This window comes from Lentzea sp. (assembly GCF_035525475.1).
Classification (GTDB): Bacteria; Actinomycetota; Actinomycetes; order Mycobacteriales; family Pseudonocardiaceae; genus Lentzea.
In genome coordinates this window covers 23,141-46,341 of sequence record NZ_DATLEC010000118.1, presented here as the reverse complement: position 1 = coordinate 46,341, position 23,201 = coordinate 23,141, and the positions used below count along the sequence as shown (strand labels likewise).

Below are 23,201 nucleotides of genomic sequence, written 5' to 3'. Positions count from 1 at the left end.
CTGGTCGGCAGCGCCTGGCACGTCAGCACGAACCCGGCCGCCACCTCCGACTCGTCGAGCGCGTAGTTGCGCCTCATCTCGACGCTGCCCTCGGTCACCAACGCGCGGCACGTGCCGCACACCCCGCCCTTGCAGGCGAAGGGCAGGTCGGCGCGCACGCGCTGGGCCGCGTCCAGGATCGGTTCGTCCGCCGGGAGCGGCAGGGTGGTCGACTTGCCGTCCAGCACGACCGTCACGGTCGCGGCGGCGTCCACCACGGCCTCTGCGCGGCGCGGTGGGGGTGGTGGGGCGTCCACGTAGAAGAGTTCGTGGTGCACGCGGTCGGAAGCGACGCCGCGATCCCGCAGCACGGCCGTGGCGTCCTGGACCATCTCGTACGGGCCGCAGAGCCACCACTCGTCGATGGCGTCGAACGGCACGACGGAGCCGAACAGGGCCGTCAGCTTCGCGGCGGTCAGGCGGCCGGTGAACAGTTCCACGTCTCGTGGTTCGCGGGACAGGACGTGGATCAGCTGGAACGTCGCCGGGTAGCGGTCCTTCAGGTCGGCCAGCTCGTCGGCGAACATCACCGTGTTGGTGCTGCGGTTGCCGTACAGCAGGGTCACCCGTGCGCCGGTGGCCAGGACGGTCGCGGCGATCGACAGGGCCGGGGTGATGCCGGAGCCCGCGACGACCAGGCCGTGGTGGGTGCCGGTGCCGGTCGGGGTGAACTTGCCCAGTGGCGGCAGGACCTCGACCACGTCACCGGGGACCAGGCGGTCTACCAGCCACGTCGAGAACTGGCCGCCGTCGACTCGGCGCACGCCGATGCGCGGTGCGGCGCCCGCCGGGGCGCAGATCGAGTACGAGCGGCGTTCGTCGCCCCGGCGCAGGGTCAGGTACTGGCCCGCGGTGAAGGCGAACTCGTCCGCCAGGTCCGCCGGCACGTCGAACGTGACGGCCACGGCGTCGTCGCAGAGGCGGTCGACGCCGGCGACCGTCAGCTTGTGGAAGGCGGCTCTGCGCGACAACTCAGATCTCCTTGACGTGCTCGAACGGTTCGGCGCAGGCGTTGCAGCGGCGCAGGGCCTTGCACGCCGTCGAGCCGAACCGGGAAATCTCGGACGTGTTCGGCGAGCCGCACTGCGGGCAGGAGACCTGGCGCGACGGCGGCACGAGGTTCAGCGGGACCGGGCCGGCGACCGAGGGGCCGATGCGGGACGGCGGCGCGATGCCCGCGGCGGCCAGCTTCGAGCGGCCTTCCGAGCTGATCCAGTCCGTCGTCCAGGCCGGCGAGAGCGACAGGCGCACCTCGACGTCGGAGAAGCCCGCGCCCAGCAGCGAACGGCGCAGGTCGGCGCCCATCTCGTCGATCGCGGGGCAGCCGGAGTAGGTCGGGGTGATGGTGACGACGACGCGACCGTCCTCAACGGAGACCTCGCGGAGCACGCCGAGGTCCGCGAGCGTGAGGACCGGGAGCTCCGGATCCCGCACGGCCGACGCGATCTCCAGTGCCGTCGTCACCAGACCGCTCCCGGCAGCGAGCGGTGCAGGTGCTGCATCTCGGCCAGCAGGTAGCCCATGGCCTCGGTGTGCACGCCGTCGCGACCGGCCATGCCCGCGACACGCGCGGCACGGGTGTCCGCGGGACGCGTGAGACCGGCGGCGCTCAGAACAGCCTCCAGCACACCGTCCACTTCGGACCGCAACGACGCCGGGTCCACCGCGACACCGGTCAGGGCGGTCTCGACCTGGTGCGTCGCGAACAGCTCGTCCACGAACGGCCACACGCGTTCCAGGCCCGCCTGCATGCGGCGGTGCGACTCGTCGGTGCCGTCGCCGAGGCGAACGGTCCACTGGGCGGCGTGGTCGCGGTGGTAGGCCAGTTCCTTCAGGCCCTTCTCCGCGATGGCCGCGAGCACCGGGTCGGCCGAGCCGCGCAAGTGCGAGAACAGAGCCAGGCGCCACGAGGAGAACACCAGCAGGCGCGCGATGGTCGTACCGAAGTCGCCGCCGGGGCCGGGACCGCAGTCGATCTCGGCCAGGTGCACGTTGCGGAACTCGCGCTCGTCGCGCAGGTACGCGAGCGAGTCCTCGTCACGGCCCAGCACCTCGCCGGCGCGCGTGAGCAGCATGCGGGCCTGGCCGAGCAGGTCGAGGGCGATGTTGGCGAGCGCGATGTCCTCTTCCAGCTCGGGAGCGCGCGAGCACCACTCCGAGAGCCGCTGCGAGAAGATCAGCGCGTCGTCGCCGAGCATCAGGCAGTAAGCGGCGAGGGCGTCCTTGTCGACGCCCGCCGGGAACTCGCGGTTGACGCCGGCGAGGGGCTCGGAGAAGCCCGTCCCGAACGCCCAGTGCGCGTCCTCGTGCCCGAGGAGCGACTCGTAAGCGTTGTCGAAGCTCATAGGTGCGGCACGTCCTCGGGGATCGCGTAGAACGTCGGGTGCCGGTAGACCTTGTCGCCGGACGGCGCGAAGAACGGGTCCTTCTCGTCCGGCGAGGAGGCCGTGATCTCGGTCGCGGGCACGACCCAGATCGACACGCCCTCGTTGCGGCGCGTGTAGACGTCACGCGCGTTGCGCAGCGCCATCTCGGCGTCCGGTGCGTGCAGCGAACCGACGTGCACGTGGTTCAGGCCGCGCTTGCCGCGCACGAACACTTCCCACAACGGCCAAGACGTGCTCACGCGGCACCTTCCTTCGCGACGGCGTGCTTGGCGGCGTGCGCCGCGGCGGCCTCACGGACCCACGAGCCGTCCTCGTGGGCCTTGCGGCGGTGCGCGACGCGCTGCTCGTTGCAGACGCCGCCACCCTTGACGACCTGCCAGAACTCGTCCCAGTCCGGCTGACCGAAGTCGTACTGCTCGCGTTCCTCGTTCCACCTGAGCTCGGGATCGGGGAACGTCACGCCGAGCGCCTCGGCCTGCGGCACGCTCATGTTCACGAACTTCTGCCGCAGCTCGTCGTTGGTGTCGCGCTTGATGCGCCACGCCATGGACTGCTCGGTGTTCGTGGACTCCGCGTCCGGCGGGCCGAACATCATCAGTGCCGGCCACCACCAGCGGTTGACCGAGTCCTGCACCATGTCGCGCTGCTGCTGGGTGCCGCGCATCATCGTCATGAGCAGCTCGTAGCCCTGACGCTGGTGGAACGACTCCTCCTTGCAGATGCGGATCATGGCGCGCGCGTACGGCCCGTAGGACGTGCGGCACAACGGCACCTGGTTGCAGATCGCGGCGCCGTCGACCAGCCAGCCGATGACACCGACGTCGGCGAACGTGAGCGTCGGGTAGTTGAAGATCGACGAGTACTTCTGGCGGCCCTCGATGAGCTTGGTCGTCAGGTCCTCGCGGTCGGCGCCGAGCGTCTCGGTCGCCGAGTACAGGTACAGGCCGTGGCCCGCCTCGTCCTGCACCTTCGCCAGCAGGATCGCCTTGCGGCGCAACGAGGGCGCGCGGCTGATCCAGTTGCCCTCCGGCTGCATGCCGATGATCTCGGAGTGCGCGTGCTGGGCGATCTGCCGGATCAGTGTCTTGCGGTAGCCGTCGGGCATCCAGTCGCGCGGCTCGATGCGCGCTTCCGCCTGCACGGTGCGCTCGAAGCGAAGCTCCAGGTCATCCGCCATGACCTCGATGTTACACCTGAGTGCCGAATCTGCGTAGAACTGTCACAACGGCGGCGATGGCGATCCAGACGGACACGAGGAAGGTTCCGACGGGCAACAGGCTCAGCGTCGCCGTCCGGCCGGCCACGCGCACCAGTTCGGGGTTCGTCTGGTCGTACTCGACCCGGACGTTGTCCCCCTCGGAGAGCCCCGACGGGTAGAGCACGCCCTGGGAGGGGATGATCACGCGCCCGTCCGGTGTGGCATAGCGCACAACGGTCCGGTTGAAGGCGACGGAGTCGACCTGGGCGACCGCCTGCCCCAGGTGCTTCTCGATGGCCACGTCGTCACGCCAGCAGGCGATGGGGAGCAGCACGCACACGAGCGTGACCACGCCTCCCGCGACGAGTAGTGCACGACAAACCGCTCGGCGGACGCGTACGCCGGGCGGCGGCTTGGTCACTGCGTCCTCCACCACAACTGAGAAGTCTAGAGCCGGGCGGGTGCCGCACTTTCAGGTCGAGGTCCATACAGTCGAGAGCGTGACCTCAGCACCCACATCGCGAGCACGGCAGCGGATCCGCGTTCGGTCGAGCCGGGACACCGCCGGCGACCTGCTCGGCCTGCTGCCGACCCCGGAGCACTCGCTCGCCTGGGTGCGCGACGGGTCGGGCCTGGTCGGCTGGGGCGAGGCGGCGCGACTGGAGGTCAGCGGCCCCGACCGCTTCGCGCAGGCCGACAAGTGGTGGCAGGAGTTCGTCTCGCACCTCGACGTCGACGACGAGCTGGGCGTGCCGGGCAGCGGCCCCGTTGCGTTCGTGTCGATGGCCTTCGCCGACTCCCCCGGCCACTCGGTGCTGATCGTGCCGGAGGTCGTGGTCGGCCGCCGCAACGGCGAGCAGTGGGTCACCACGATCGGCGCCTCGGACCCCTCCCCTTTCGTCGAGCCGCTGACGCGGCCGTCGACGGTCCGGTACGCGAACGGCCAGCTGCCGGTCACGCGGTACCGCGAGGCGGTGCGCACGGCCGTCGCCAGGATGCGGTCCGGGGAGCTGGACAAGGTCGTCCTGGCGCACGACCTGGTGGCGGTGACGGACCGCCCGCTGGACCAGCGGTTCGTGTTGCAGGGGCTGGCCCGGCGTTATCCGGAGTGCTGGGCGTACGCGGTCGACGGACTCGTCGGCGCTACGCCAGAGCTGCTGCTGCGACGCACCGGGTCGGTCGTGGACTCACGAGTGCTGGCCGGGACCACGTGGCCGCATGACGGAGTCTCCAGCGAGGACCTCGCGGCGGCGTTGATGTCCTCCGAGAAGAACCTCGAAGAGCACGACTACGCGATCCGGTCGCTGGCGGACACGTTGCGGCCCTTTTGCACGACCATGTCGGTCGAGGGGCCCTCGGTCCTGCGACTGCCGAACGTGTCGCACCTGTCCAGCGACGTGATCGGCACCCTGGAGTCCCCGGTGTCGTTACTGCGCCTCGGGTCGGCCGTGCACCCGACAGCCGCCGTGGGCGGGACGCCCCGGCTCGACGCGAACCAGCTGATCTCGCAGCTGGAGGGGATGGACCGCGGCCGGTACGCCGGGCCGGTCGGGTGGATCGACGGCAACGGGGACGGGGAGCTCGGGATCGCTCTGCGGTGCGCGCAGATCTCGGGGTCGACGGCGCGGTTGTTCGCCGGGTGCGGGCTGGTGGCCGACTCGGATCCTGACATCGAGGTGCAGGAGGCGCACGCGAAGATGCGGCCCATGCGCGAGGCCCTCGAAGGGCTGTAGACGTCCTGCTCAGCCGTGAGGCCCGCCACTGACGTACATGACCTGCCCGGTCACGTAGTCGGCATCCTCTGCCGCGAAGAACAGCACGGCGCGTGCGATGTCATGTGGCGTGCCAACGCGGCCTCGCGGAATCGACTTCCGTTGCACCTCGATGTGCTCGTCGAGCGTGCGGCCCGCACGGGCGGCGGACACCTTGGTCATCTCGGTCACCACCACGCCGGGGCCGATCGCGTTCACGGTGATGCCGAACGGCGCGAGGTCGAGCGCTGTGGCGCGGGTGAAGCCTTCCAGGCCCGCCTTGGCGGCGACGTAGTTGGCGCGGTCGTCGTCGACCAGCGCGGAGATGCTGGAGATGTTGACGATGCGGCCCCAGCCGGCGTCGCGCATGGCCGGCGCGGTGGCCTTCACCATCAGGAAGGCGCCGCGCAGGTGGGTGGCCATCACGGCGTCCCAGTCGGCCAGCGGCATGTCCAGGACCATGTTGTCCCTGGCGAAACCGGCGTTGTTGACCAGGATCCCGACCTGGCCCAGCCGGGCTGTCACCTCGTCGACGGCTCGCGTGACGGCGTCGGGATCGCTGATGTCCGCGAGCACCGCCAGAGCCGTCCCGCCTGATGCGGTGATCTGCTCGGCCACGGCGTGGGCCTGGTCGGCCCGGTCGACCACCGCGACCCGGTGTCCGAGAGCTGCCAGGGCTTGAGCTGTTCCGGCACCGATTCCGGAACCGGCGCCGGTGACGAGCGCGACACGAGTTTGCACCCGTTGATCGTGCTCGTCACCGGCCTGGTCCGCTACCGAGTTACCTGTGCGCGTCCAGCAGCTGGTGCGTCAGCGCGATCTTGGCGCGGGACTTGGGCTCGGCCTTCACCGACACCGACTTGACGGCCACGTCCGTGGCACGGCCGGGAGCCTGATCCGGCTTGCCCTTCGTGAACAGCCACGTCTGGAACAGCTGGTCGAGCTGCTGCCCCGACACCCGCTCCGACAGCGCGATGAACTCCTCGACCGTGGCGTCGGAGTACTTCTTCTCGGCGGTCCAGGTGCGCAGGATCTCGAAGAACTTCTCATCGCCCACGGCCACTCGCAGCGCGTGGACGGCCAGGGCTCCCCGGTCGTACACGGCGCCGTCGAAGACGCTGCCGGCACCGGGGTCGCCGGGCAGGACGTTCCAGAACGGGTCGTCGGCCGGGTAGAGGTCGTAGGTGAAGTCCGCGTTCTCCTGGGCCGTGCCCTCACCGATGTGCTCGGACCACAGGAACTCCATGTACGACGCGAAGCCCTCGTTCAGCCAGATGTCGCGCCAGTGGTGCACCGACACCGAGTCGCCGAACCACTGGTGGCCCAGCTCGTGCGCCACCACGTAGGTGTTGGCGCCGCGGCGGAAGAACGCCGTGTCGTAGTTCGGGCGGGTCTGGTTCTCGAGCGCGTAGCCGAGGTTCGGGGTGACCACGCCGCCCTGCGCCTCGAACGGGTACGGGCCGACGTTCTCCGACAGGAACTCGATGACCTCCGGCGTGCGCTCGACGCTGGCGCGGGCCGCGTCGGCGTTCTCGCCCAGGCGCTCGGAGTAGGCGTTGACCAGGGGCTGGCCCGACGGCGAGGTCGACTGGCGGATCTCGAACTGACCGATGGTCAGGAACGTCAGGTAGGTCGCCTGCGGCTTGGTGCTGCGCCAGTTCCAGCGGGTGTAGCCGTTGATCTGGCGCGTCGTGCCGGCGAAGGTGCCGTTCGAGATCGCCTCGACGCCGTTCGGGACGGCGACGTTGACGTCGAAGGTGGCCTTGTCGGTCGGGTGGTCGTTCGACGGGAACCACCAGGAGGCGATCTCCGGCTCACCGATGGCCAGGGCGCCGTCGGTGGTCTTGGTCCACGCCGTGAAGCCGTTGCGGTCCTTCACCGTCGACGGCGAGTCGGCGTAGGTGACGACGATCGTCAGGTCCTGGCCCTTGCGGACGCCGCCGCGCGGGGTGAGGGTCAGCTCGCCCTGGTCCGAGACGAACGAGGCCGGCACGTTGTTGATGCGCACCGACTTCACCCGGAGCAGGAAGTCCAGGTTGAACTGGGTGAGGTCCTGGGTCGCCTTCGCCAGGATCGTCGTGGTGCCCGACAGCTGGTCGCCGTTCGGGTTGTAGTTGAGCCTGATGTCGTAGTGGGAGACGTCGTATCCGCCGTTGCCGTAGGTCGGGAAGTACGGATCACCGGCGCCGGGAGCACCAGGAGACGCCGCCAGCGCCGTCCCCGCGAAGAGCGTCATCGCGGCCGCGGACGCCACCGCGGCCGTCGCCTTGGATCTGATCGACATGCGGCGGACGCTATCCACACGATCAAGTCCCGCCAACCGACTTACGTATGTTTCCTACCTGCTGAAAACGATTGACACCGTCGACTTGAGACGGTCGTGCAACGAGCGCAGGTGAGAGCGTTTTGCCTGCACTTCGACCACTTGGAGGCCCTCGGGTGACGCAAGTGCGCTACGGAACTCCTCCTCGTCGTTCACAACGGAGTGCCGAATTCGGTAGCCCGCGCACAAAGCGGTCAGATCAGTCCCGTGCGGTGTGCCGAAAATGCGCTCGAAACCGCGGTCGTACTTCGGAGCGCCTTGTTCCAGCAATGAAAAGATCCCGCCCCCGTCGTCGTTGAGCACGACGATCGTGAGGTCCGGCCGGTGGTCGGCCATCAGGCCGTTGCTGTCGTGCAGGAACGTCAGGTCGCCCATCAGCGCGTACGCCGGTCCCCCGTGGTCCAGGGCCAGCCCGATGGCCGTGGACACGCTCCCGTCGATGCCCGCCGCACCCCGGTTGGCGTGCACCGTGACGTCCGGACGCCGTTCGCCCGCGAAGTCGACGTCGCGGATCGGGTTGGACGAGCCGACGAACAGCAGCGAGCCCGCCGGCACCGCCTGCGTGAGGTCGCGGGCGACGTGCAGACCGGTCGGCCACGGCTCGGCGTCCAGCAGGTCGTCCACAGCCGCGCTCACGCTCTTCACCGCGCTCTGCCACGCCTGCGGCCACTCGCCGTCGAGCGTTGCCGGTTCGGGCAGCCAGGTCGACGCGCGGGTGGCGGTGAAGGGCACGTCCGGCCACGCGGCCTGGTCTCCGACGGCGTGCACGACCTCGGTGTCCTTGAGCAGCGTCTGCTGGCCCCTGGAGAGCGTCACGCGTCCCACGACCAGCACGGCGTCGGGCCGCAGGTGCTCCGGCAGGCCCGCGTTGAGCAGCAACGACCCGTGGCGCAGGCCACCGGGCGCGGTCGGTTCGGCGATCACCGGCCAGCCCAGCGCCGACGCCTTCAGCACCCGCTCCGGACGGTCGTCGCCGAGCAGCACGAGCGTGCGGGCGGGCAGGTCCGACGGCCGGGTCTCGACGGTGAACGCGCGGTCCGTGTCAGTCCACGGCCCGCCACGGCCCGAGGACGGCCACGCCTCGTCGGACGGCGTCAGCGGCGGCCGGAAGGGCACGTTGACGTGCGACGGGCCGTCGGTCGCGATCGCACGGCAGACCAACGCGCGCGTGGTCGGCTCGTCGGCGCCCTCCGGCATGTGCAGCGTGGGGATGCCGAGGACGTCGTACTGGTTGATCGTCTGGCTGGCGCCGGTGCGGTAGAGGTCGACCGGGCGGTCGGCGGTCAGCGCGATCAGCGGGACGCCGGTCAGCTGGGCCTCGACCACGGCGGGGTGCAGGTTCACCACGGCGGTGCCGCTCGTGCAGGTGACGACCGCGGGCGTGCCCGTCTTCGCGAGGCCGAGCGCGAGGAACCCCGCGCTGCGCTCGTCGATGCGCACGTGCACCGTGAGCAGGCCCTTCTGCTCGGCCTGGTGCAGTGCGAACGACAGCGGGGCGTTGCGCGAGCCGGGGCACAGCACGGCGTGGCGCACGCCGTTGCGGACCAGCTCGTCGACGATCAGCCGCGCCTGCTCGGTTGCCCCGTTCATCCCCCCATTGTCACCGGACCGCGCTGAGAGGGTCTTCGCTGGTCCACGGGATGGCGGCCTAGAGTCTCGACCTGTGGCAGATCAGGAGCTCTTCGACCCGTCGCTGTGGAAGCCGATCGAGGGCTTCGACTTCACCGACATCACCTACCACCGCGCGCTCGACCAGGGCACGGTCCGCATCGCGTTCAACCGGCCGGAGGTGCGCAACGCGTTCCGGCCGCACACCGTGGACGAGCTGTACCGGGCGCTCGACCACGCGCGGATGTCGTCCGACGTCGGCTGCGTGCTGCTGACCGGCAACGGCCCGAGCGCCAAGGACGGCGGCTGGGCCTTCTGCAGTGGTGGTGACCAGCGGATTCGTGGTCGCAGCGGCTACCAGTACGCCTCCGGTGAGACGGCGGAGAGCGTGGACCCGGCGCGGGCGGGGCGGCTGCACATCTTGGAGTGCCAGCGGTTGATCAGGTTCATGCCCAAGGTCGTCATCGCGGTCGTGCCGGGCTGGGCGGCCGGCGGCGGGCACAGCCTGCACGTCGTGTGCGATCTCACGATCGCCAGCGAGGAGCACGCGAAGTTCAAGCAGACCGACGCGGACGTCGGCTCGTTCGACGGCGGCTACGGGTCGGCCTACCTCGCGCGGCAGGTCGGGCAGAAGTTCGCCCGCGAGATCTTCTTCCTCGGCCGCACCTACTCCGCCCGGGAGATGCACGAGATGGGCGCCGTCAACGCCGTCGTGCCGCACGCCGAGCTGGAGACCACGGCGCTGGAGTGGGCGCGGGAGATCAACGGCAAGTCGCCGACCGCCCAGCGGATGCTGAAGTACGCGTTCAACCTGATCGACGACGGTCTGGTGGGACAGCAGATCTTCGCCGGGGAGACGACCCGTCTCGCGTACATGACCGACGAGGCCGTCGAGGGCCGCGACGCGTTCCTGGAGAAGCGCGCCCCCGACTGGTCGAACTACCCGTACTACTTCTGATCGGCCCACTCCTGATCGGCGAAGACATGCTCGACGAACTGCGCGCGGCGCTCGGCGGCGGCGAACCCCTGGTCGACGGTCCTCTGCGGGGCTGGGAGGAACGCGCCGTGCTCGGCGTGCCCACCTCGGGGTCGACGGGCGAGCCCAAGACCGTGCTGCTCGACGCCGACGCGCTGACCTCGTCGGCGCACGCCACGCACGAACGGCTTGGCGGGCCCGGCACGTGGCTGCTCGCGTTGCCCACGAACCACATCGCGGGCGTGCAGGTGCTCGTGCGGTCGATCATCGCGGGCACCAGCCCCGGCGTGCTCGACCTGTCGGACGGCTTCCGCGCCATGGGGTTCGCGCAGGCCGCACGGCCGGTGCTCACCCAGCCGGGACGCCACTACACCGCGCTCGTGCCGACGCAGCTCTCCCGGCTCGCCGTCGGCGAGGGGCCGGGCCTGGAGGCGTTGCGGCAGTTCGACGGCGTGCTGATCGGCGGGGCCGCCACCCCGCCGAAGCTCCTCGAACAGGCGCGCGCGCTCGGCGTGCAGGTCGTCACGACGTACGGCATGAGTGAGACGGCCGGTGGGTGCGTGTACGACGGCGAGCCGTTGCGGGACGTGCTGGTGCGCACCGACGACCTGATCGAGATCAGCGGACCCGTGCTGGCGCTGGGTTACCGCGGCGACGCGGAGCCGTTCGGCGAGTGGTTCCGCACGGGTGATCTCGGGCGGCTGCGCGACGGGCGGCTGGAGGTGCTGGGCCGCGCGGACGACGTGATCGTCACGGGCGGCGAGAAGGTGCCTCCGGTGCTGGTGGAACGGGCTCTGGCGACCGTGGAGGGCGTCCTGGAGGCGTGTGTCGTCGGCGTGCCCGACGACGAGTGGGGCCAGGTCGTCGCGGCGGCCGTCGTCGCACGGGGTGCGGAGCCGTCTCTCGACGAGCTGAAGGCCGTCGTGGTGGACGCCGTGGGCAGGGCCGCGACGCCGAAGCTGGTGCGGTTCGTCTCCGAGCTGCCGTTGCGGGGACCGGGAAAGGTCGACAGGGCGGCCGTCGCCGACTCCTTCGGGTGACCCTTTAGGTGAACCTTTACCGCTGAGGGCAACTCTCCCCGCGAAGCGCGCGGAATCCTGGCCGTGCGCGTTAGCGATGGGGGTTCTCATGCGCTACCTGTTACCGCTGGTCGCCGGCGCCGCGCTGGTGGCCGGACTGGCGTCTCCCGCTCAGGCGGAACCCGCCTCGAACGAGTGGACGGCCGACGTCAGCGGCCGCTCCGTCTCGTGGGGCGGGTCGCCGAAGATCGGCCTCGTCCAGCTCGGCACGCACAGACTCGCCCGTCCGGCCAACGCGGTCACGGCGGCGGTGACCGGCGACGGCGTCGTGGACGTGCGGGGCCTGCGCGCGGACGGCCAGTGGACCGAGTGGTACGAGACGTCCGCGACGCAGCCGGTGACCCTGCCGGTGACCACGTCGACCATCGAGTCGCGCGTGGTCCTGTACAGCGGCAAGGCTTCCAGCGTGACGGTGTCGGCTGTCACCGCGCCGGCCAGGTCCGACGACTTCGCCGCTGCCGCGGCGGGTCGTGCCTACCGCGTCTACGCGACGCGGGAGGGTCTCGTCGGCGGCACGACGGCGAACGGGCACGTGATCCGTTCCCGCGACCACTTCGTGGCGCTGCCGTCGCGGCGTGGCCTGGCGAACAAGAACTCCGGCAACTACAGCGTGCAGGTGTGCGCGTCGAACGGCCGTTGCGAGTGGGCGCCGGTGTGGGACGTCGGCCCGTGGAACACCAAGGACGACTACTGGAACCCGGCCGCGACGCGGGAGTCGTTCAAGGACCTGCCGCAGGGCAAGCCCGAGGCGCAGGCCGCCTACGAGGACGGCTACAACGGCGGCAAGGACGCGTCCGGCCGCAAGGTCGCGAACCCGGCTGGCATCGACCTCGCCGACGGCACGTTCTGGGACGGCCTCAAGCTGACGAACAACGGGTGGGTGACCGTGACGTACCTGTGGACCGGCTCCGGTCCTGTCGGGACGGTGCGCACCTCCGACGCCGCCGGCACCGTGAACGTCCGCAGCGGCGCGACCTCCACGGCGTCGCAGGTCGGCATCGCGGCGAACTACGCGCAGGTCCGGGTGACCTGCCAGCTCACCGGCGAGTCGGTCACGGGCACGCAGGGCACGTCGAACATCTGGTACCGCATCGCGTCCGGCAAGCACGTCGCGAAGGCCTACGTGGCGGGCGTCTCCGGAGCGGCTACCTGCTGATCCACCCGTTGGCGGGTCCTCAGGCACCATGACGGAGGATGTGGGGCATGGCCTCAGTCGTCCAGTGGGTCCAGGGGACCCGCCCGCGCACCCTGCCGAACTCGATCGCACCGGTGGTCGTGGGCGCGGCGGCGGCACACCACATCGACGAGTTCAACGCGCTCTACACGGTGCTCGCCCTGGTCGTCTCGGTCGCGTTCCAGATCGGCGTGAACTACGCCAACGACTACTCCGACGGCATCCGCGGCACCGACGACAACCGGGTGGGACCGTTCCGCCTGACCGGGTCCGGCGCCGCCGAGCCGTCGAAGGTGAGGCTGGCGGCGTTCATCTCGCTGGGCGTCGGCGCGGTGGCCGGTGTCGCGCTGGTGGCGATGTCCGGGCTGTGGTGGCTGCTCGCGTTCGGTGCCGTGTGCATCGCGGGAGCGTGGTTCTACACCGGCGGCAAGCGCCCGTACGGTTACGCGGGCCTCGGCGAGATCGCGGTGTTCCTCTTCTTCGGACCGGCCGCGGTGCTGGGCACGCTGTACGTGCAGACCGGCGAGATCACCGGCATCGGCATCGGGGCGTCGATCGCGATGGGGGCGATCTCGGCCGCGGTGCTGGTGGCGAACAACCTGCGGGACATCCCGACGGACGCCGTGTCGGGCAAGCGGACCCTGGCCGTGGTGCTGGGCGACAAGGACACCCGCAGGCTCTACCTGGCGCTGGTGGCCGTGCCGTTCCTGATCGCCCTGGGCATGACGGTGCGGGTGCCCTACGCGTTGCTGGGCTTCCTCGCGGCGCCGGTCCTGCTGCCCGCCGTGCGCCGCGTGGCCGCCGGGCGCGGCGGCCGCGAGCTGATCCCGGTGCTGCAGTTCACCGGGATCGCGATGCTCGCGTGGGCCGTGCTGGTCAGCGCCGGTCTGGTGCTGGACTGACGGTCACCAGGCGTCCTCGGTGAACTGCATCGGCTCGTCGTCGTCCGTCCGCGCGGGCCTGCGCGGGGGTGGCGGCGGGGCAGTCTCGCCCTTGATCAGCTCGTCGAGCCTCGCGCGGTCGGCGTCGAGGGCTTGACGCACCAGCGGGTCGTGGCTCGCCTCGCCCGTGAGGACCTGGCGCCAGCTCAGCCCGGCACCGCGCGCGATGCGGTCCGCGAGCCGGCGCAGCGCCGGTGAGGCCTCGCTCGACTTCGCGAACTGCATCACCCTGCGGATGTCCTCCGTGGACGGTTCCTTGCCGCGGAGGTTCTGCTGCGCGGATCGCATGGCGCGGTCCACGTCGGCAACGGTGCCGGTGAGGAAGTCCTCCGCCGCGAGGACGTCCGGTGTCCGCCAGGCCGTCATCACCACCTGTCCTCCGTGAAGATGTCCGGGTCGAGCTGGTCACCGTCGTCGTCGGGACCCCTGCGCGGCCGCTGCGCCTCCATGATCTCCTCGGCGGTCATGCCCTCCTGCAGCATCTGGAACGCCTGCTTCATCTTGGCGACGTTCTCCTGCTGCATGGCCTGCACGTCGGGGTCCTGCGCCGCCTTGCCGGAGACGACGTCCTCCCACGTGAACTCGCCCGCGTCCACCTTGCGCTTGAGCGCCTTGAGCTGCTCGGGCGCGTCCCGTTCCTGGGCGGCCCGCTCGACCTGCGCGGCGATGGCCTTGAAGTCGACCGGCGGAACCGGCGGCAGCGGCGTCTCCCTGAGGCGGTTCGCGAGGTCCTGCGCCTCCTTGAACCGGGCGTCGACCTGCGCTTCCGCCGCCCGCAGCTCCGGCGTCTTCCAGCTGTCGCTCGGGGTGGTCATCAGTTCTCCCTCCCGAAGAGACCGCGCTGGACCGGCCTCGCGTCCCCGCGGATGTCGCTCACCTCGGCGCGCTGCGCGAGGGTGCGCCACTGCCGGAAGTCCACTTCGGACAGACCCAGCTGGTGTGCGGTCTCGTGGTTCTCGCCCAGGAAGTGCAGCACCGCCTGCTCGCCCAGGACGCCGACGATCTCGAACTCCGCGCCCCGGTACGTGCAGACCGTGCGGACCAGCTGGAGGTCCTCGACGACCGCGTCCGGCACCTCGAGGAACCAGACGCCGTTCTCCTCGGTGAAGTCCTCCGGCGCGGGCTGGCCGGCCAGCGGGTGCAGCAGCACCGAGCCGGCGGTCGGGCCGAAGTCGACGTCGAAGTCCTGGCCGCGGTACCGGCCGATCAGTCCACGGCGGACGGTCGGCCGCAGCGCGACCGGCGCCTGCCAGTACCTGCCGGGCCCGAAGCCGACGTCACCCGTGGGCACCCAGCCGACCTGGCGGTTGAGGTACTTGCCGACGCTGCGGCCCCGGCCGTCCGGCTCGAACCGCCACAACTCGGTGCCCGCGGGGAGTTCGGCGAGCTCCATGACGTACTCGGGGATGGGGTTCGCGCTCGGCGTGTAGCCGGTGCCGGTGAACGGCAGCGGGTAGACGCGGGTCGTGCCCATCTTCTGCGCGCCGTCGAGCGTGGGACCGCCGAAGCTCGTGTCGAAGAGCTCGGTGGTGTGCGCGAGGAACCGCAGCAGGTACTGCGTGCCGCGGGGCCAGTCCGCGACCTTGTCCACGCCGAACGCTTCAGCGAACTGGTCCGACGTGCCCTGCGGGAAATCCTGCCCGCGCGTGACGAACCCGGCGGCGCGGTGCGGCTCGAACTTGCCCGGCACGACGACGTTGCCCAGGTAGAGCTGCGCGACGGCCGGGTGGACGATCTTCTGCAGGATCGTCTCCGGCCCGATGCCGGCGGCCTTGCGCACGGCCTGAGGGGTGCTCATCCCGGGTCCTTCTCCTTCCACCGCGCCAGGAAGTCGGTGCGGTCGACCTGCACGTCGTGGAGCTCGTCGACGTCGAGCGTGCCCGTGTAGCCGTTGTACTGGTCGCCGTCGAGCCCGTTCTGCTGCGCCCAGACGTACTCGCCGCCCGCGTACCCGGCCTCGGCCTTGCCGTCGTGCGTGGCGACGACGTTGAACGGCTGACCGCGCCAGGTGGCCGTCATCCGCTCCTCGTACCAGGCGTCGAGGTCCGTCACGGCCACCGTCTTGAGCTCACGGCCGTTGTAGGTCTCGAACCGCTCGTCGTTGGCGTAGGTCACGCCGGGGATCTTGCGGATCCAGACGTGGTGCGCGTCCTCGCTGCCCGCGAAGAACACCTCACCGCGGTACTCGGCCATCTCCTGGGAGTAGTGGGTCATCAGAGCTTCGTCCAGCCGAACTTGCGGTCGTACACGGCGTGCAGTTTCTCAGAGCCGTCCGCGTGCACCTGCCAGATCTCGGCACGATCCGGCAACGGCGTGCCACCGTCGACGCGCCACTCCGGCATGCCGCCCATCGTGGAGCCGGTGCCGGTGAACGGGTCGTAGCCGTCGTAGACCTGGGCACTGCCGCCGGCCGCCGCCATCTGCTTCTGCGACGCCTCGTAGTGCGCCTGCTCCTGCGGCGACTGGTAGTGGGACTCCGGGTACGGCCCTGGCTGGGTGAAGTCCGGCACGTCCTTCTTCGGCCCGCCGAACGGCACGTTGTGGTTGCCGGCGTTCTGGTCGGTCACCTCGTACCGCAGCTGCATCGCGGTCTGCGCGCCCTCGGGGATGGGCGTCCAGCCCTTGCCCTTGTCGTCGAGCGCGAGACCGTCCCGCAGGCCCTGCGGCGTGTTGTCGACGACCACGTCCTGACCGCGGGCGATCGAGCCGCCCATCTGGTTCTGCCAGGTCTCCTGCTTGCTGCCCGGCGCGTGCGGCTGGTCGGGCAGGTAGGTGCTGAGCGCGCCCTGGTTGAGGGCCTTGGTGACGATGTCGCCGCTGCCGACCTGGATCTGGTTGCGGACGTCGGCCACGTGCCGGGCCTCGTCGGCGCTCAGGTCGGTGGACAGCCTCTGGCTCAGCTCGACGTACCGGTCGCGGTCCGCCTGGTTCGGCAGGATCTGGTCGAGCTGGTGCTGGTAGCCCTGCCCCTGCGCCGCCATGGCCGCCGCGTCGAAGTGGCCCTTGAGGTCGGGGCCGGTGGGCGGTGGCGGGGTGGCGCCGTCGCCGTTCTCGGTGTGGGCGGGGGTGGCGTCGTCGTTGCCCGGCCTGGGGTCGGTCGTGTGGTCGGCCGGGGGTGCGTCGTGGTCGGGCTGGGGGTCGTGGGGCTGGACGTCGTGGGGCTGGGTGGCGTCGGCGCCGCTGGTGTCGGTGTCGTGCGGCTTCGTGTCGTCGCCGTGGGGCTTGGTGTCGTCGTGCGGCTTGGCGTCACCGTCGTGGGGCTTCGTGTCGGTGTCGTGGGGCTTGGTGCCGTCGGACGTGTCGCGCGGCGCGTCGTGCGGCTTGGTGTCCGTCGAGCCGTTGGGCGTCGTGTCGTGAGGGCGCGGGGTGGACTGGTCGTGCGAGGGCGCGCCACCGGAACCGCTCGGGGCCGAGTGGTCCGTGGTCGGGCTCGGGTGTCCGGGAGGCGAGGGCAGGCCGCCGCCCGCGCTCGGCGCGGGGTGACCGGGAGGCGACGGGAGGCCACCGCCTGAGCTCGGCGTCGAGTGGTCCGACGGGCTCGGGTGTCCCGGAGGCGACGGGAGGCCGCCACCCGCGTGGGAAGGCGCCGGGGGCGTTGCCGTGCCGGTGCTCGCGCTCGGGTGTCCGGGAGGGGTGGGCAGGCCCGAGCCGGAACCGCCCGGCGTCGAGTGCTCGCCCGTGCCGGACGTGTGGCCGGGAGGCGTCGGCAGGCTGCTGCCCGAACCCGGCGTCGGGTGCGTGCCCGGCGTCGGGTGCGAGCCAGGCGTGCCCGGAGTCGGGTGCGAGCCAGGCGTGCCCGGCGTGGAGTGCGAGCCAGGAGCGCCCGGAGCCGCGTGTGAGCCCGAGGTGCCCGGCGTGGAGTGCGAGCCGGGCGCACCAGGCGTCGAGTGCGAGCCGGGAGGCGTCGGCAGGCCGGAACCGGGGCGCGCGCCGCCGGTGCCCGTGCCGGAGCCCGTGTTCGCGTGGCTGGGCGGGGTCGGGAGGCCCTGGCTCTGGGTCGGAGGCGTCGGCAGGCCGGTGGCGGGCTTGGCCCCGCCGGTCTGCGAGCCCGCCGACGGGAAGGCCGGGACGCCGCCCGCGCCGGGACGGGAGCCGGAGCTCCTCGTCTGGTCGCCGCCCGCGCCACCCCCCATCGGGGCGCCCATCGGCATCGCGCCGGCCATGGGGGTCGTCTGGTGGGACGGCGGGGCGACGGCCGGGGCCGCGCCTGCCGTGTGGGTCGTGTCGAGGCGGGGCGGGGCACCGGACGGGGCGTGGCCGCCGGACGGCACGCCGCCGGAACCGGAGCCGGAGTGACCGCCGGCCGGAACGCCACCCGTCGGCATACCGCCGCCACCACCGCCGGAACCCAGCGACGGCGGTGCGGACACGCTGGGGCCTGCCGCGGCCGCGGCGTGCGTGGCGGTGGTGTCGGGGCCGCCGTGCACGGTGGGGGGTGCGGAGACCGGGGCGCCGCCGGGGGCCACGGCGGAGGCGGCCGCCGGTTTCGTGCCGTCGGCCGTGCCCGGTGGCGTGTAGACCTCGCGGACCTTCGAGCCGATGTCGTTGCCGCGGTCGGCGATCTCGGTGGCCGACTCCTTGATGGACGTCATGTCGTCGCGGATGTCGTTGACCGCGTTGCGGACGTCGCGACCGGCCTCCGCCACCTCCTGGGTGGCGTTCATGGCCTCGGCGAGGGAGTCGGCGTCCTTCAGCTTGCCGATGGCAGAGAAGACGCGGCCCACGGCGTCGAAGAGCGACTTCACGTCGGCGATGAGCTTCTGCACCGTGTCGATGATGTCCATGACACGGCGGTAGATCTGGTAGGCGTTCCAGACCATCTCGGCGGCCTTGATCCAGCCCGCCACGGGGATCCAGACGGTGGCGGCGGCCTCGAGCAGCTTGTTGACCAGGTAGTCGAGCAGGCGCGCTGCCTGCTTGCCCAGGGCCTCGGCGCCGGACGCGACCGTGTCGAAGCCCTTGGCGATCATCTGGGCGACGCCCATCTCCGCCAGGAGACCGGCCTTCCAGCCCAGCGCGATGTACTTCTCGTGGGCGCGAGCGGCGTCGCCGTCCCAGTGGCCGCGCACCTTGCCGACGGCGTCGGTCAGGTTGTACGAGACGTCGTTCATCGCGTTGCCGACCATGCGCCACGCGTCGCCGTCGGCGCGGATCTTCGACCAGTCGCCGGTGATCGGCGTGATGATCGTGGAGACCAGGCTCTCGCCCGTCACGGCCTCGAACACCCAGTTGACGGCCTGGACGCCCCAGCCCTGGTCCCGCAGGACGTCGTTCAGGGAGGCCGTGTCGACGTCGGGCTGCTTCAGCGAAGCAACCACCGGGCGCGGGTCCCGGTAGGCCGCGGCCGTCACTTCAGGATCCCGTTGAAGATCGTCATCTGAGCCCTGTCGACGTCCTCGTAGACCTTGGCCGTCGCCTCGACCGCGGACGCCGTGCCCTCGAGCTTCGACTTGCCGAAGTCGAGCGTCTCGTCGAACAGCGCGCGCACGACGTCCACGCCCGGCTGCAGCAACGTCAGCAGGCCGGTGAAGCCCGCCTTGTCGCACGCCGTCGCGTGGACGTACTTGCGGATCGTCTCGAACTCTTGTGCCTCGGTGCGCAGGTACTCGGCGTACGCGCGCAGCTCGGCCGCGTCGGTGAACAGCGACGACACAGGTCCCCCCTGCGGACTCAGGTGCTCAGGTCACGCTGTGACGCAGCACGCTCGTCACCAGTTCCCCGTGCGGTGGAAGTTGTTCAGGCGGTCGAGGCACGGAGCGAGGTCCATGCCCTGGGCCGCTACCCATGAGTCGTCGTAATAGGTGTTCGCGTAACGCTCGCCGCCGTCGCAGAGCAGGGTGACCACGCTCCCGCGGGTGCGCGACTGCCGCATCTCGGCCACGATCTGGAACGCTCCCCAGAGGTTCGTGCCGGTGGAGCCGCCCACGCGGCGCCCGAGCAGGTCCTCCACGTACCGGATCGTCGCGATGGAGGCCGCGTCCGGCACCTTGATCATCCGGTCGATCACCTCGCCGATGAACGACGGCTCCACCCGCGGCCGCCCGATCCCCTCGATGCCGGAGCCGCGCGTGGCCACCAGGCCGCGGTCGTGGTCGCGCCAGGCGTCGAAGAAGACCGAGTGTTCGGGGTCGACGACGGCGAGCCGCGTGTCGCGCTTCTGGTAGTGGATGTACCGGCCGATCGTGGCCGACGTGCCGCCCGTGCCGGCGCCCACGACCACCCACTCCGGCTCCGGTGACGGCTCCAGCCGCATCTGCTCGAAGATCGACTCGGCGATGTTGTTGTTGCCCCGCCAGTCCGTCGCGCGCTCGGCGTGCGTGAACTGGTCCATGAAGTGGCCGCCGAGCTCGGACGCCAGCCGCCGCGACTCGTCGTAGAGCGCCGACGGCTCGTCGATGAAGTGGCACCGGCCGCCCTGCCGCTCGATCAGCGCGACCTTCTCCGCCGAGGTCGAGCGGGGCATCACGGCGATGAACGGCAGCCCCAGCAGCCGGGCGAAGTACGCCTCGGACACCGCCGTGGACCCGGAGGAGGCCTCGATCACGGGCGTGCCGCCGGTGATCCAGCCGTTGCAGATCGCGTAGAGGAACAACGAGCGCGCCAGCCGGTGCTTCAACGAACCCGTGGGGTGGGTCGACTCGTCCTTCAGGTAGAGGTCGATGCCCCAGTCGGGAGGGAGCGGGTAGCGCAGCAGGTGGGTGTCGGCGCTGCGGTTCGCGTCCGCCTCGATGATCCCGACGGCCTCGCGCACCCAGTGCCTGGTCCTGCTGCAACACCGGTCAACGGAAGTACTCACGCGGGCACGATAACCGCGCCAAGCGATCAAGCCTGGGTGACGGGACCTTCGTCACCACGGAGCTCGGAGCGCAGCTTGTCGCGCTCGGCCCTGCGCTTCTCCTGCCGCTCGTTCAAGCCGACCGCGACGCGCTCCCGCAGGCCCTTGAAGACGAACAACGAGGCCGGCAACGCCACGACGACGCCGACCGCGAGCGCGGGGAGCAAAGGAACCTTGAACAGGATGAGCGCACCGGCCACCACCGCGACGAGACCGAGGCGGGCGAGGACGTAGAGCGTCACATCACGAGCGAGCACCCGTTCAGGTTACGTCGCCGTCCTCGTCCGCGGTGTTCGGGCGTCCCTCGAAGCGCGTGGAGAGCACCACGGTGGTGCGGGTCCGGGCGACGCCGGGAATGCGCCGCAGCCGTCCCAGAGATCGTTCGAGGTCGTCCACGGTGGCCACCCGGACCTTCACGATGAACGACTCGTCGCCCGCCACGCGATAACAGGACTCGACCTCGTGCAACTCCCCCAAAGCCACCGCGACCTCGTTGTCGTCCGCGATGTCGGTGGGATGGATGCCGATGAGCGCGGTGACCCCCAGGCCGACAGCGCTGGGGTCGACAACGGCGTGGTAGCCGACGATCACACCGCTGGACTCGAGCTTGCCGACCCGCTCGTGCACGGCGGAAGCGGACAACCCCACCTGCCGCCCCAGGTCGGCGTAGGTGGCACGCCCGTTGGCGCGCAGCGCGGCGATGATCTGTCGATCAAGAGCATCCACCCGCGTAAGCCTATGCCCCACGTGACACGCACGTAGCACCGGTCACACCAGGGCACCCGCGAACTCGCCGCCGTCCGCGGAGCGGCGGCCATCGAACGCTGTCCGGTTCGTACTTGTCGTCCCTTACTACCTCTTTACCAAAAAACAAGCGTTCGAGTACCCGATGGGTCAGATGCCACGATCAGACCGGAACGTCTGATCTGAGGAGGACGCGTGACTGCAGCCACCGAGCGCCTGTTGACGCCGGGAGAAGTCGCCAATCTGTTCCGGGTCGACCCGAAGACCGTGACCCGCTGGGCCACCGCCGGTCGGATCGGCTCGATTCGCACGCCTGGAGGACACCGCAGGTTCCGTGAGACCGAGGTGAAGGCGCTGCTCTCGGAGCTCACCACCGAGGCCACTGAACCCGTACGGCACTGAAACCGTAGTAATCCCTGTGCCGCGGGTAATCTCGTGGCAAAGGGAGGTGGCGACACGATGATCTACCTGCTGGCGGTGATCGGTGCGCTCACCGTGGCTGTGCTCGTGTGGCGAGCGTTCGCCCCGCAGCACTCGGAGTACACCCCAGGCCGCAAGGTGATCGCACCCGACGACGACCCGGAGTTCCTGCGCAAGCTCGACGAGAAGCGCAAGCGCGACGAGTGAACGGAAAAGGGGCCCTGATCGCAGGACCCCTTCCCGTCAGAACTTCAGACCCGCTAGGAGTGCGGGAAGTCGTCCGCGACGACAGCGGCGAGTTCGAGCAGTGCCAGGCGCGTCTCCGGCGCGAGCTGGTCCAGCGCGATCTCGGCGCCTTCTTCGAGGTGCGCGTCGAACGGCAGGCGGACCACGGCGCGGCATCGCTGCTGGAAGTGGTCGGCGAGCTTGTCGATGTCGACCTTGCCCGACTTCGGGCGCACCGAGTTGATCACGCACACGGACTTCGCGACCAGGTCGCGGTAGCCGTGCGCCTCCAGCCAGTCGAGCGTGGCCGCTGACGTCTGCGCTCCGTCGACCGAACCGGACGACACGAGCACCAGCGAGTCGGCCTCGTCCAGCACGCCCTTCATCGCGGAGTGCATGAGTCCGGTGCCGCAGTCGGTGAGCACGATGTTGTAGAAGTGCTCCAGCAGCTCCACCGTGCGCCGGTAGTCCTCCTCGCTGAACGCCTCCGACACGGACGGGTCCTGCTCGGACGCCAGCACCTCGAGGCGCGCAGGCGACTGCGAGGTGTACGCGCGCACGTCGCTGTACTTCTTGATCCGCGGGGCGTCGCGCAGCAGGTGCCGCACGGTCGCCGTGGTCTCCCTCGGGATCTTCAACGCCAGCGTGCCGCGGTCGGGGTTCGCGTCGACGGCGATGACCCTGTCACCGCGCAGCGACGAGAAGGTCGAGCCCAGCGTGGTGGTCGTCGTGGTCTTGCCGACGCCGCCCTTGAGCGACAGCATCGCGATCTTGTAGCACCCGCGCAGCGGCTGGTTGATCCGCGCGATCAGCTCACGGCGGCGCACGTCGGCAGGGCTCTCGCCCAGGTTGATGACGCCACCGGAGAGAGAGTGCAGCGACTTGCGCCAGCCGGACGTCGGCGGCCGCTTCTCCTTCTTGATCAGCTGCTGCGACGAGACCTGCTCCGCCTGCGAGCGGTACTGCTGCTGCGGGAAGTTGTTCGGGAACTGCGCACCGGCGAACTGGCCGTACTGCGCGGTGTTGTGGGGACCCGACTGACCGCCGCTCACGGAATGAGCACCTGATTGGCCGCCGCCCACCTGGTAGGCGCCCGAGCCGTCCACGGGGTACGAGCCGGACTGCGCCCCTGGGACCGGGTACGGGCCCGACGCGTTCCCCGGCACCTGGTAGGGACCGGAGGCGTTGCCGGGCACCTGGTACGGACCGGAAGCGTTGCCGGGCACCTGGTACGGACCGGAAGCACCGCTCGGCACCTGGTACGGGCCCGACTGGTTGCCCACGGGGTACGAACCGGACTGACCGCCGCTGACGTGCTGCGGGCCGGACTGCTGCGGGTCCGGGTAGGCCGCCGCCTGGGGGTCGACGTACTGCGGGCCGGAACCCTGTTCCTCACCCGGTGGTTGCTGCCAGTTCACCGCTGTGGCCCTCCCTGAGCACGACGGACCAGGACTTCCCCGACCCCCACGTTGCGACGGTACGCAACCACCAGCGGTTCCAT

The 23,201-nt window shown here is 70.6% G+C and carries 26 protein-coding genes; 7 read left to right on the top strand and 19 right to left on the bottom strand.

What is annotated here, in order from left to right; translation table 11 throughout:
- The 6 genes from paaE to VM306_RS20630 all read right to left on the bottom strand — a co-directional run.
- A partial coding sequence (gene paaE, locus VM306_RS20655) for a 1,2-phenylacetyl-CoA epoxidase subunit PaaE (RefSeq protein ID WP_325517458.1) occupies positions 1 to 1,010 on the bottom strand: 1,010 nt, incomplete at its 3' end.
- 1 nt (position 1,011) lies between these two features.
- Entirely contained in the window at positions 1,012 to 1,503 is a 492-nt protein-coding gene (paaD, locus tag VM306_RS20650) for a 1,2-phenylacetyl-CoA epoxidase subunit PaaD (protein ID WP_325517456.1), read from the bottom strand.
- Positions 1,500 to 2,384 (bottom strand): 1,2-phenylacetyl-CoA epoxidase subunit PaaC, encoded by an 885-nt coding sequence (gene paaC / locus VM306_RS20645; protein WP_325517454.1) that lies wholly within the window; start codon positions 2,382 to 2,384, stop codon positions 1,500 to 1,502. Before paaC ends, paaD begins: the two co-directional genes overlap by 4 nt.
- A complete protein-coding gene (paaB, locus tag VM306_RS20640) occupies positions 2,381 to 2,665 on the bottom strand; it encodes a 1,2-phenylacetyl-CoA epoxidase subunit PaaB (protein ID WP_089915556.1) in 285 nt (94 codons plus the stop codon). The genes paaC and paaB overlap by 4 nt, the downstream gene beginning before the upstream one ends.
- Positions 2,662 to 3,603 (bottom strand): 1,2-phenylacetyl-CoA epoxidase subunit PaaA, encoded by a 942-nt coding sequence (paaA, locus tag VM306_RS20635; protein ID WP_325517451.1) that lies wholly within the window; start codon positions 3,601 to 3,603, stop codon positions 2,662 to 2,664. The genes paaB and paaA overlap by 4 nt, the downstream gene beginning before the upstream one ends.
- Before the next feature lie 10 nt (positions 3,604 to 3,613).
- Positions 3,614 to 3,958, bottom strand: a complete 345-nt coding sequence (locus VM306_RS20630) for a DUF3592 domain-containing protein (protein ID WP_422655552.1) — start codon at positions 3,956 to 3,958, stop codon at positions 3,614 to 3,616.
- 166 nt (positions 3,959 to 4,124) lie between these two features.
- On the opposite strand from VM306_RS20630, the gene VM306_RS20625 reads away from it, so the two are divergent.
- On the top strand, positions 4,125 to 5,357 hold the full coding sequence (locus VM306_RS20625) for an isochorismate synthase (protein ID WP_325517447.1): 1,233 nt from the start codon (positions 4,125 to 4,127) through the stop codon (positions 5,355 to 5,357).
- Positions 5,358 to 5,366: 9 nt separating this feature from the next.
- Here VM306_RS20625 and VM306_RS20620 read toward each other — a convergent pair whose 3' ends face one another.
- From VM306_RS20620 to menD, 3 genes are read right to left on the bottom strand one after another with little or no spacing between them, the layout of a single operon-like run.
- The gene (locus VM306_RS20620; protein ID WP_325517445.1) at positions 5,367 to 6,116 is read right to left on the bottom strand and encodes a 3-oxoacyl-ACP reductase family protein; all 750 of its coding nucleotides are present in this window, start codon (positions 6,114 to 6,116) and stop codon (positions 5,367 to 5,369) included.
- Positions 6,117 to 6,156: 40 nt separating this feature from the next.
- Positions 6,157 to 7,659: a M1 family metallopeptidase gene (locus tag VM306_RS20615; protein WP_325517443.1), complete on the bottom strand. Its 1,503-nt coding sequence runs from the start codon at positions 7,657 to 7,659 to the stop codon at positions 6,157 to 6,159.
- A gap of 54 nt (positions 7,660 to 7,713) precedes the next feature.
- Positions 7,714 to 9,288 (bottom strand): 2-succinyl-5-enolpyruvyl-6-hydroxy-3-cyclohexene-1-carboxylic-acid synthase, encoded by a 1,575-nt coding sequence (menD, locus tag VM306_RS20610; protein ID WP_325517441.1) that lies wholly within the window; start codon positions 9,286 to 9,288, stop codon positions 7,714 to 7,716.
- Between the two features lie 73 nt (positions 9,289 to 9,361).
- Between menD and VM306_RS20605 the strand changes: the two genes are divergently transcribed.
- The 4 genes from VM306_RS20605 to VM306_RS20590 all read left to right on the top strand — a co-directional run bounded on the left by VM306_RS20605 (position 9,362) and on the right by VM306_RS20590 (position 13,437).
- Complete coding sequence (locus VM306_RS20605; protein WP_325517439.1) at positions 9,362 to 10,264, top strand: 1,4-dihydroxy-2-naphthoyl-CoA synthase; 903 nt, start codon at positions 9,362 to 9,364, stop codon at positions 10,262 to 10,264.
- A gap of 26 nt (positions 10,265 to 10,290) precedes the next feature.
- Entirely contained in the window at positions 10,291 to 11,322 is a 1,032-nt protein-coding gene (gene menE, locus VM306_RS20600; protein ID WP_325517437.1) for an o-succinylbenzoate--CoA ligase, read from the top strand.
- Positions 11,323 to 11,410: 88 nt separating this feature from the next.
- A complete protein-coding gene (locus VM306_RS20595; protein ID WP_325517435.1) occupies positions 11,411 to 12,517 on the top strand; it encodes a hypothetical protein in 1,107 nt (368 codons plus the stop codon).
- Between the two features lie 47 nt (positions 12,518 to 12,564).
- On the top strand, positions 12,565 to 13,437 hold the full coding sequence (locus tag VM306_RS20590; RefSeq protein ID WP_325517433.1) for a 1,4-dihydroxy-2-naphthoate polyprenyltransferase: 873 nt from the start codon (positions 12,565 to 12,567) through the stop codon (positions 13,435 to 13,437).
- 3 nt (positions 13,438 to 13,440) lie between these two features.
- Here the strand turns inward: VM306_RS20590 and VM306_RS20585 are convergent, their stop codons facing one another.
- Genes VM306_RS20585 through VM306_RS20545 form a run of 9 tightly spaced genes read right to left on the bottom strand, consistent with a single transcriptional unit; the run spans position 13,441 to position 21,037 of the window.
- Positions 13,441 to 13,842 carry a hypothetical protein gene (locus VM306_RS20585; protein WP_325517431.1) on the bottom strand — a complete coding sequence of 134 codons (402 nt, stop codon included), beginning with the start codon at positions 13,840 to 13,842 and terminating at the stop codon, positions 13,441 to 13,443.
- On the bottom strand, positions 13,842 to 14,291 hold the full coding sequence (locus tag VM306_RS20580) for a hypothetical protein (protein ID WP_325517429.1): 450 nt from the start codon (positions 14,289 to 14,291) through the stop codon (positions 13,842 to 13,844). The genes VM306_RS20585 and VM306_RS20580 overlap by 1 nt, the downstream gene beginning before the upstream one ends.
- Positions 14,291 to 15,274, bottom strand: coding sequence for a hypothetical protein (locus VM306_RS20575; protein ID WP_325517427.1), 984 nt, complete (start codon positions 15,272 to 15,274; stop codon positions 14,291 to 14,293). The genes VM306_RS20580 and VM306_RS20575 overlap by 1 nt, the downstream gene beginning before the upstream one ends.
- The gene (locus tag VM306_RS20570) at positions 15,271 to 15,690 is read right to left on the bottom strand and encodes a hypothetical protein (protein ID WP_325517425.1); all 420 of its coding nucleotides are present in this window, start codon (positions 15,688 to 15,690) and stop codon (positions 15,271 to 15,273) included. The genes VM306_RS20575 and VM306_RS20570 overlap by 4 nt, the downstream gene beginning before the upstream one ends.
- Positions 15,690 to 18,827 carry a hypothetical protein gene (locus VM306_RS20565; protein WP_325517423.1) on the bottom strand — a complete coding sequence of 1,046 codons (3,138 nt, stop codon included), beginning with the start codon at positions 18,825 to 18,827 and terminating at the stop codon, positions 15,690 to 15,692. Before VM306_RS20565 ends, VM306_RS20570 begins: the two co-directional genes overlap by 1 nt.
- Positions 18,824 to 19,129 (bottom strand): hypothetical protein, encoded by a 306-nt coding sequence (locus tag VM306_RS20560; protein WP_325517421.1) that lies wholly within the window; start codon positions 19,127 to 19,129, stop codon positions 18,824 to 18,826. Before VM306_RS20560 ends, VM306_RS20565 begins: the two co-directional genes overlap by 4 nt.
- 54 nt (positions 19,130 to 19,183) lie before the next feature.
- Positions 19,184 to 20,272: a PLP-dependent cysteine synthase family protein gene (locus VM306_RS20555; protein ID WP_325517419.1), complete on the bottom strand. Its 1,089-nt coding sequence runs from the start codon at positions 20,270 to 20,272 to the stop codon at positions 19,184 to 19,186.
- A 26-nt stretch (positions 20,273 to 20,298) separates the two neighbouring features.
- A complete protein-coding gene (locus VM306_RS20550) occupies positions 20,299 to 20,568 on the bottom strand; it encodes a DUF4229 domain-containing protein (RefSeq protein ID WP_325517417.1) in 270 nt (89 codons plus the stop codon).
- Between the two features lie 4 nt (positions 20,569 to 20,572).
- On the bottom strand, positions 20,573 to 21,037 hold the full coding sequence (locus tag VM306_RS20545) for an Lrp/AsnC family transcriptional regulator (RefSeq protein WP_325517415.1): 465 nt from the start codon (positions 21,035 to 21,037) through the stop codon (positions 20,573 to 20,575).
- Between the two features lie 213 nt (positions 21,038 to 21,250).
- Between VM306_RS20545 and VM306_RS20540 the strand changes: the two genes are divergently transcribed.
- Both VM306_RS20540 and VM306_RS20535 read left to right on the top strand, forming a co-directional pair.
- Positions 21,251 to 21,457 carry a BldC family transcriptional regulator gene (locus VM306_RS20540; RefSeq protein WP_030473853.1) on the top strand — a complete coding sequence of 69 codons (207 nt, stop codon included), beginning with the start codon at positions 21,251 to 21,253 and terminating at the stop codon, positions 21,455 to 21,457.
- 57 nt (positions 21,458 to 21,514) lie between these two features.
- Positions 21,515 to 21,682, top strand: a complete 168-nt coding sequence (locus tag VM306_RS20535; protein ID WP_325517412.1) for a hypothetical protein — start codon at positions 21,515 to 21,517, stop codon at positions 21,680 to 21,682.
- A 53-nt stretch (positions 21,683 to 21,735) separates the two neighbouring features.
- On the opposite strand, the gene VM306_RS20530 is transcribed toward VM306_RS20535, so the two are convergent.
- Positions 21,736 to 23,118: a MinD/ParA family ATP-binding protein gene (locus tag VM306_RS20530; protein ID WP_414672421.1), complete on the bottom strand. Its 1,383-nt coding sequence runs from the start codon at positions 23,116 to 23,118 to the stop codon at positions 21,736 to 21,738.
- Positions 23,119 to 23,201 lie beyond the last annotated feature (83 nt).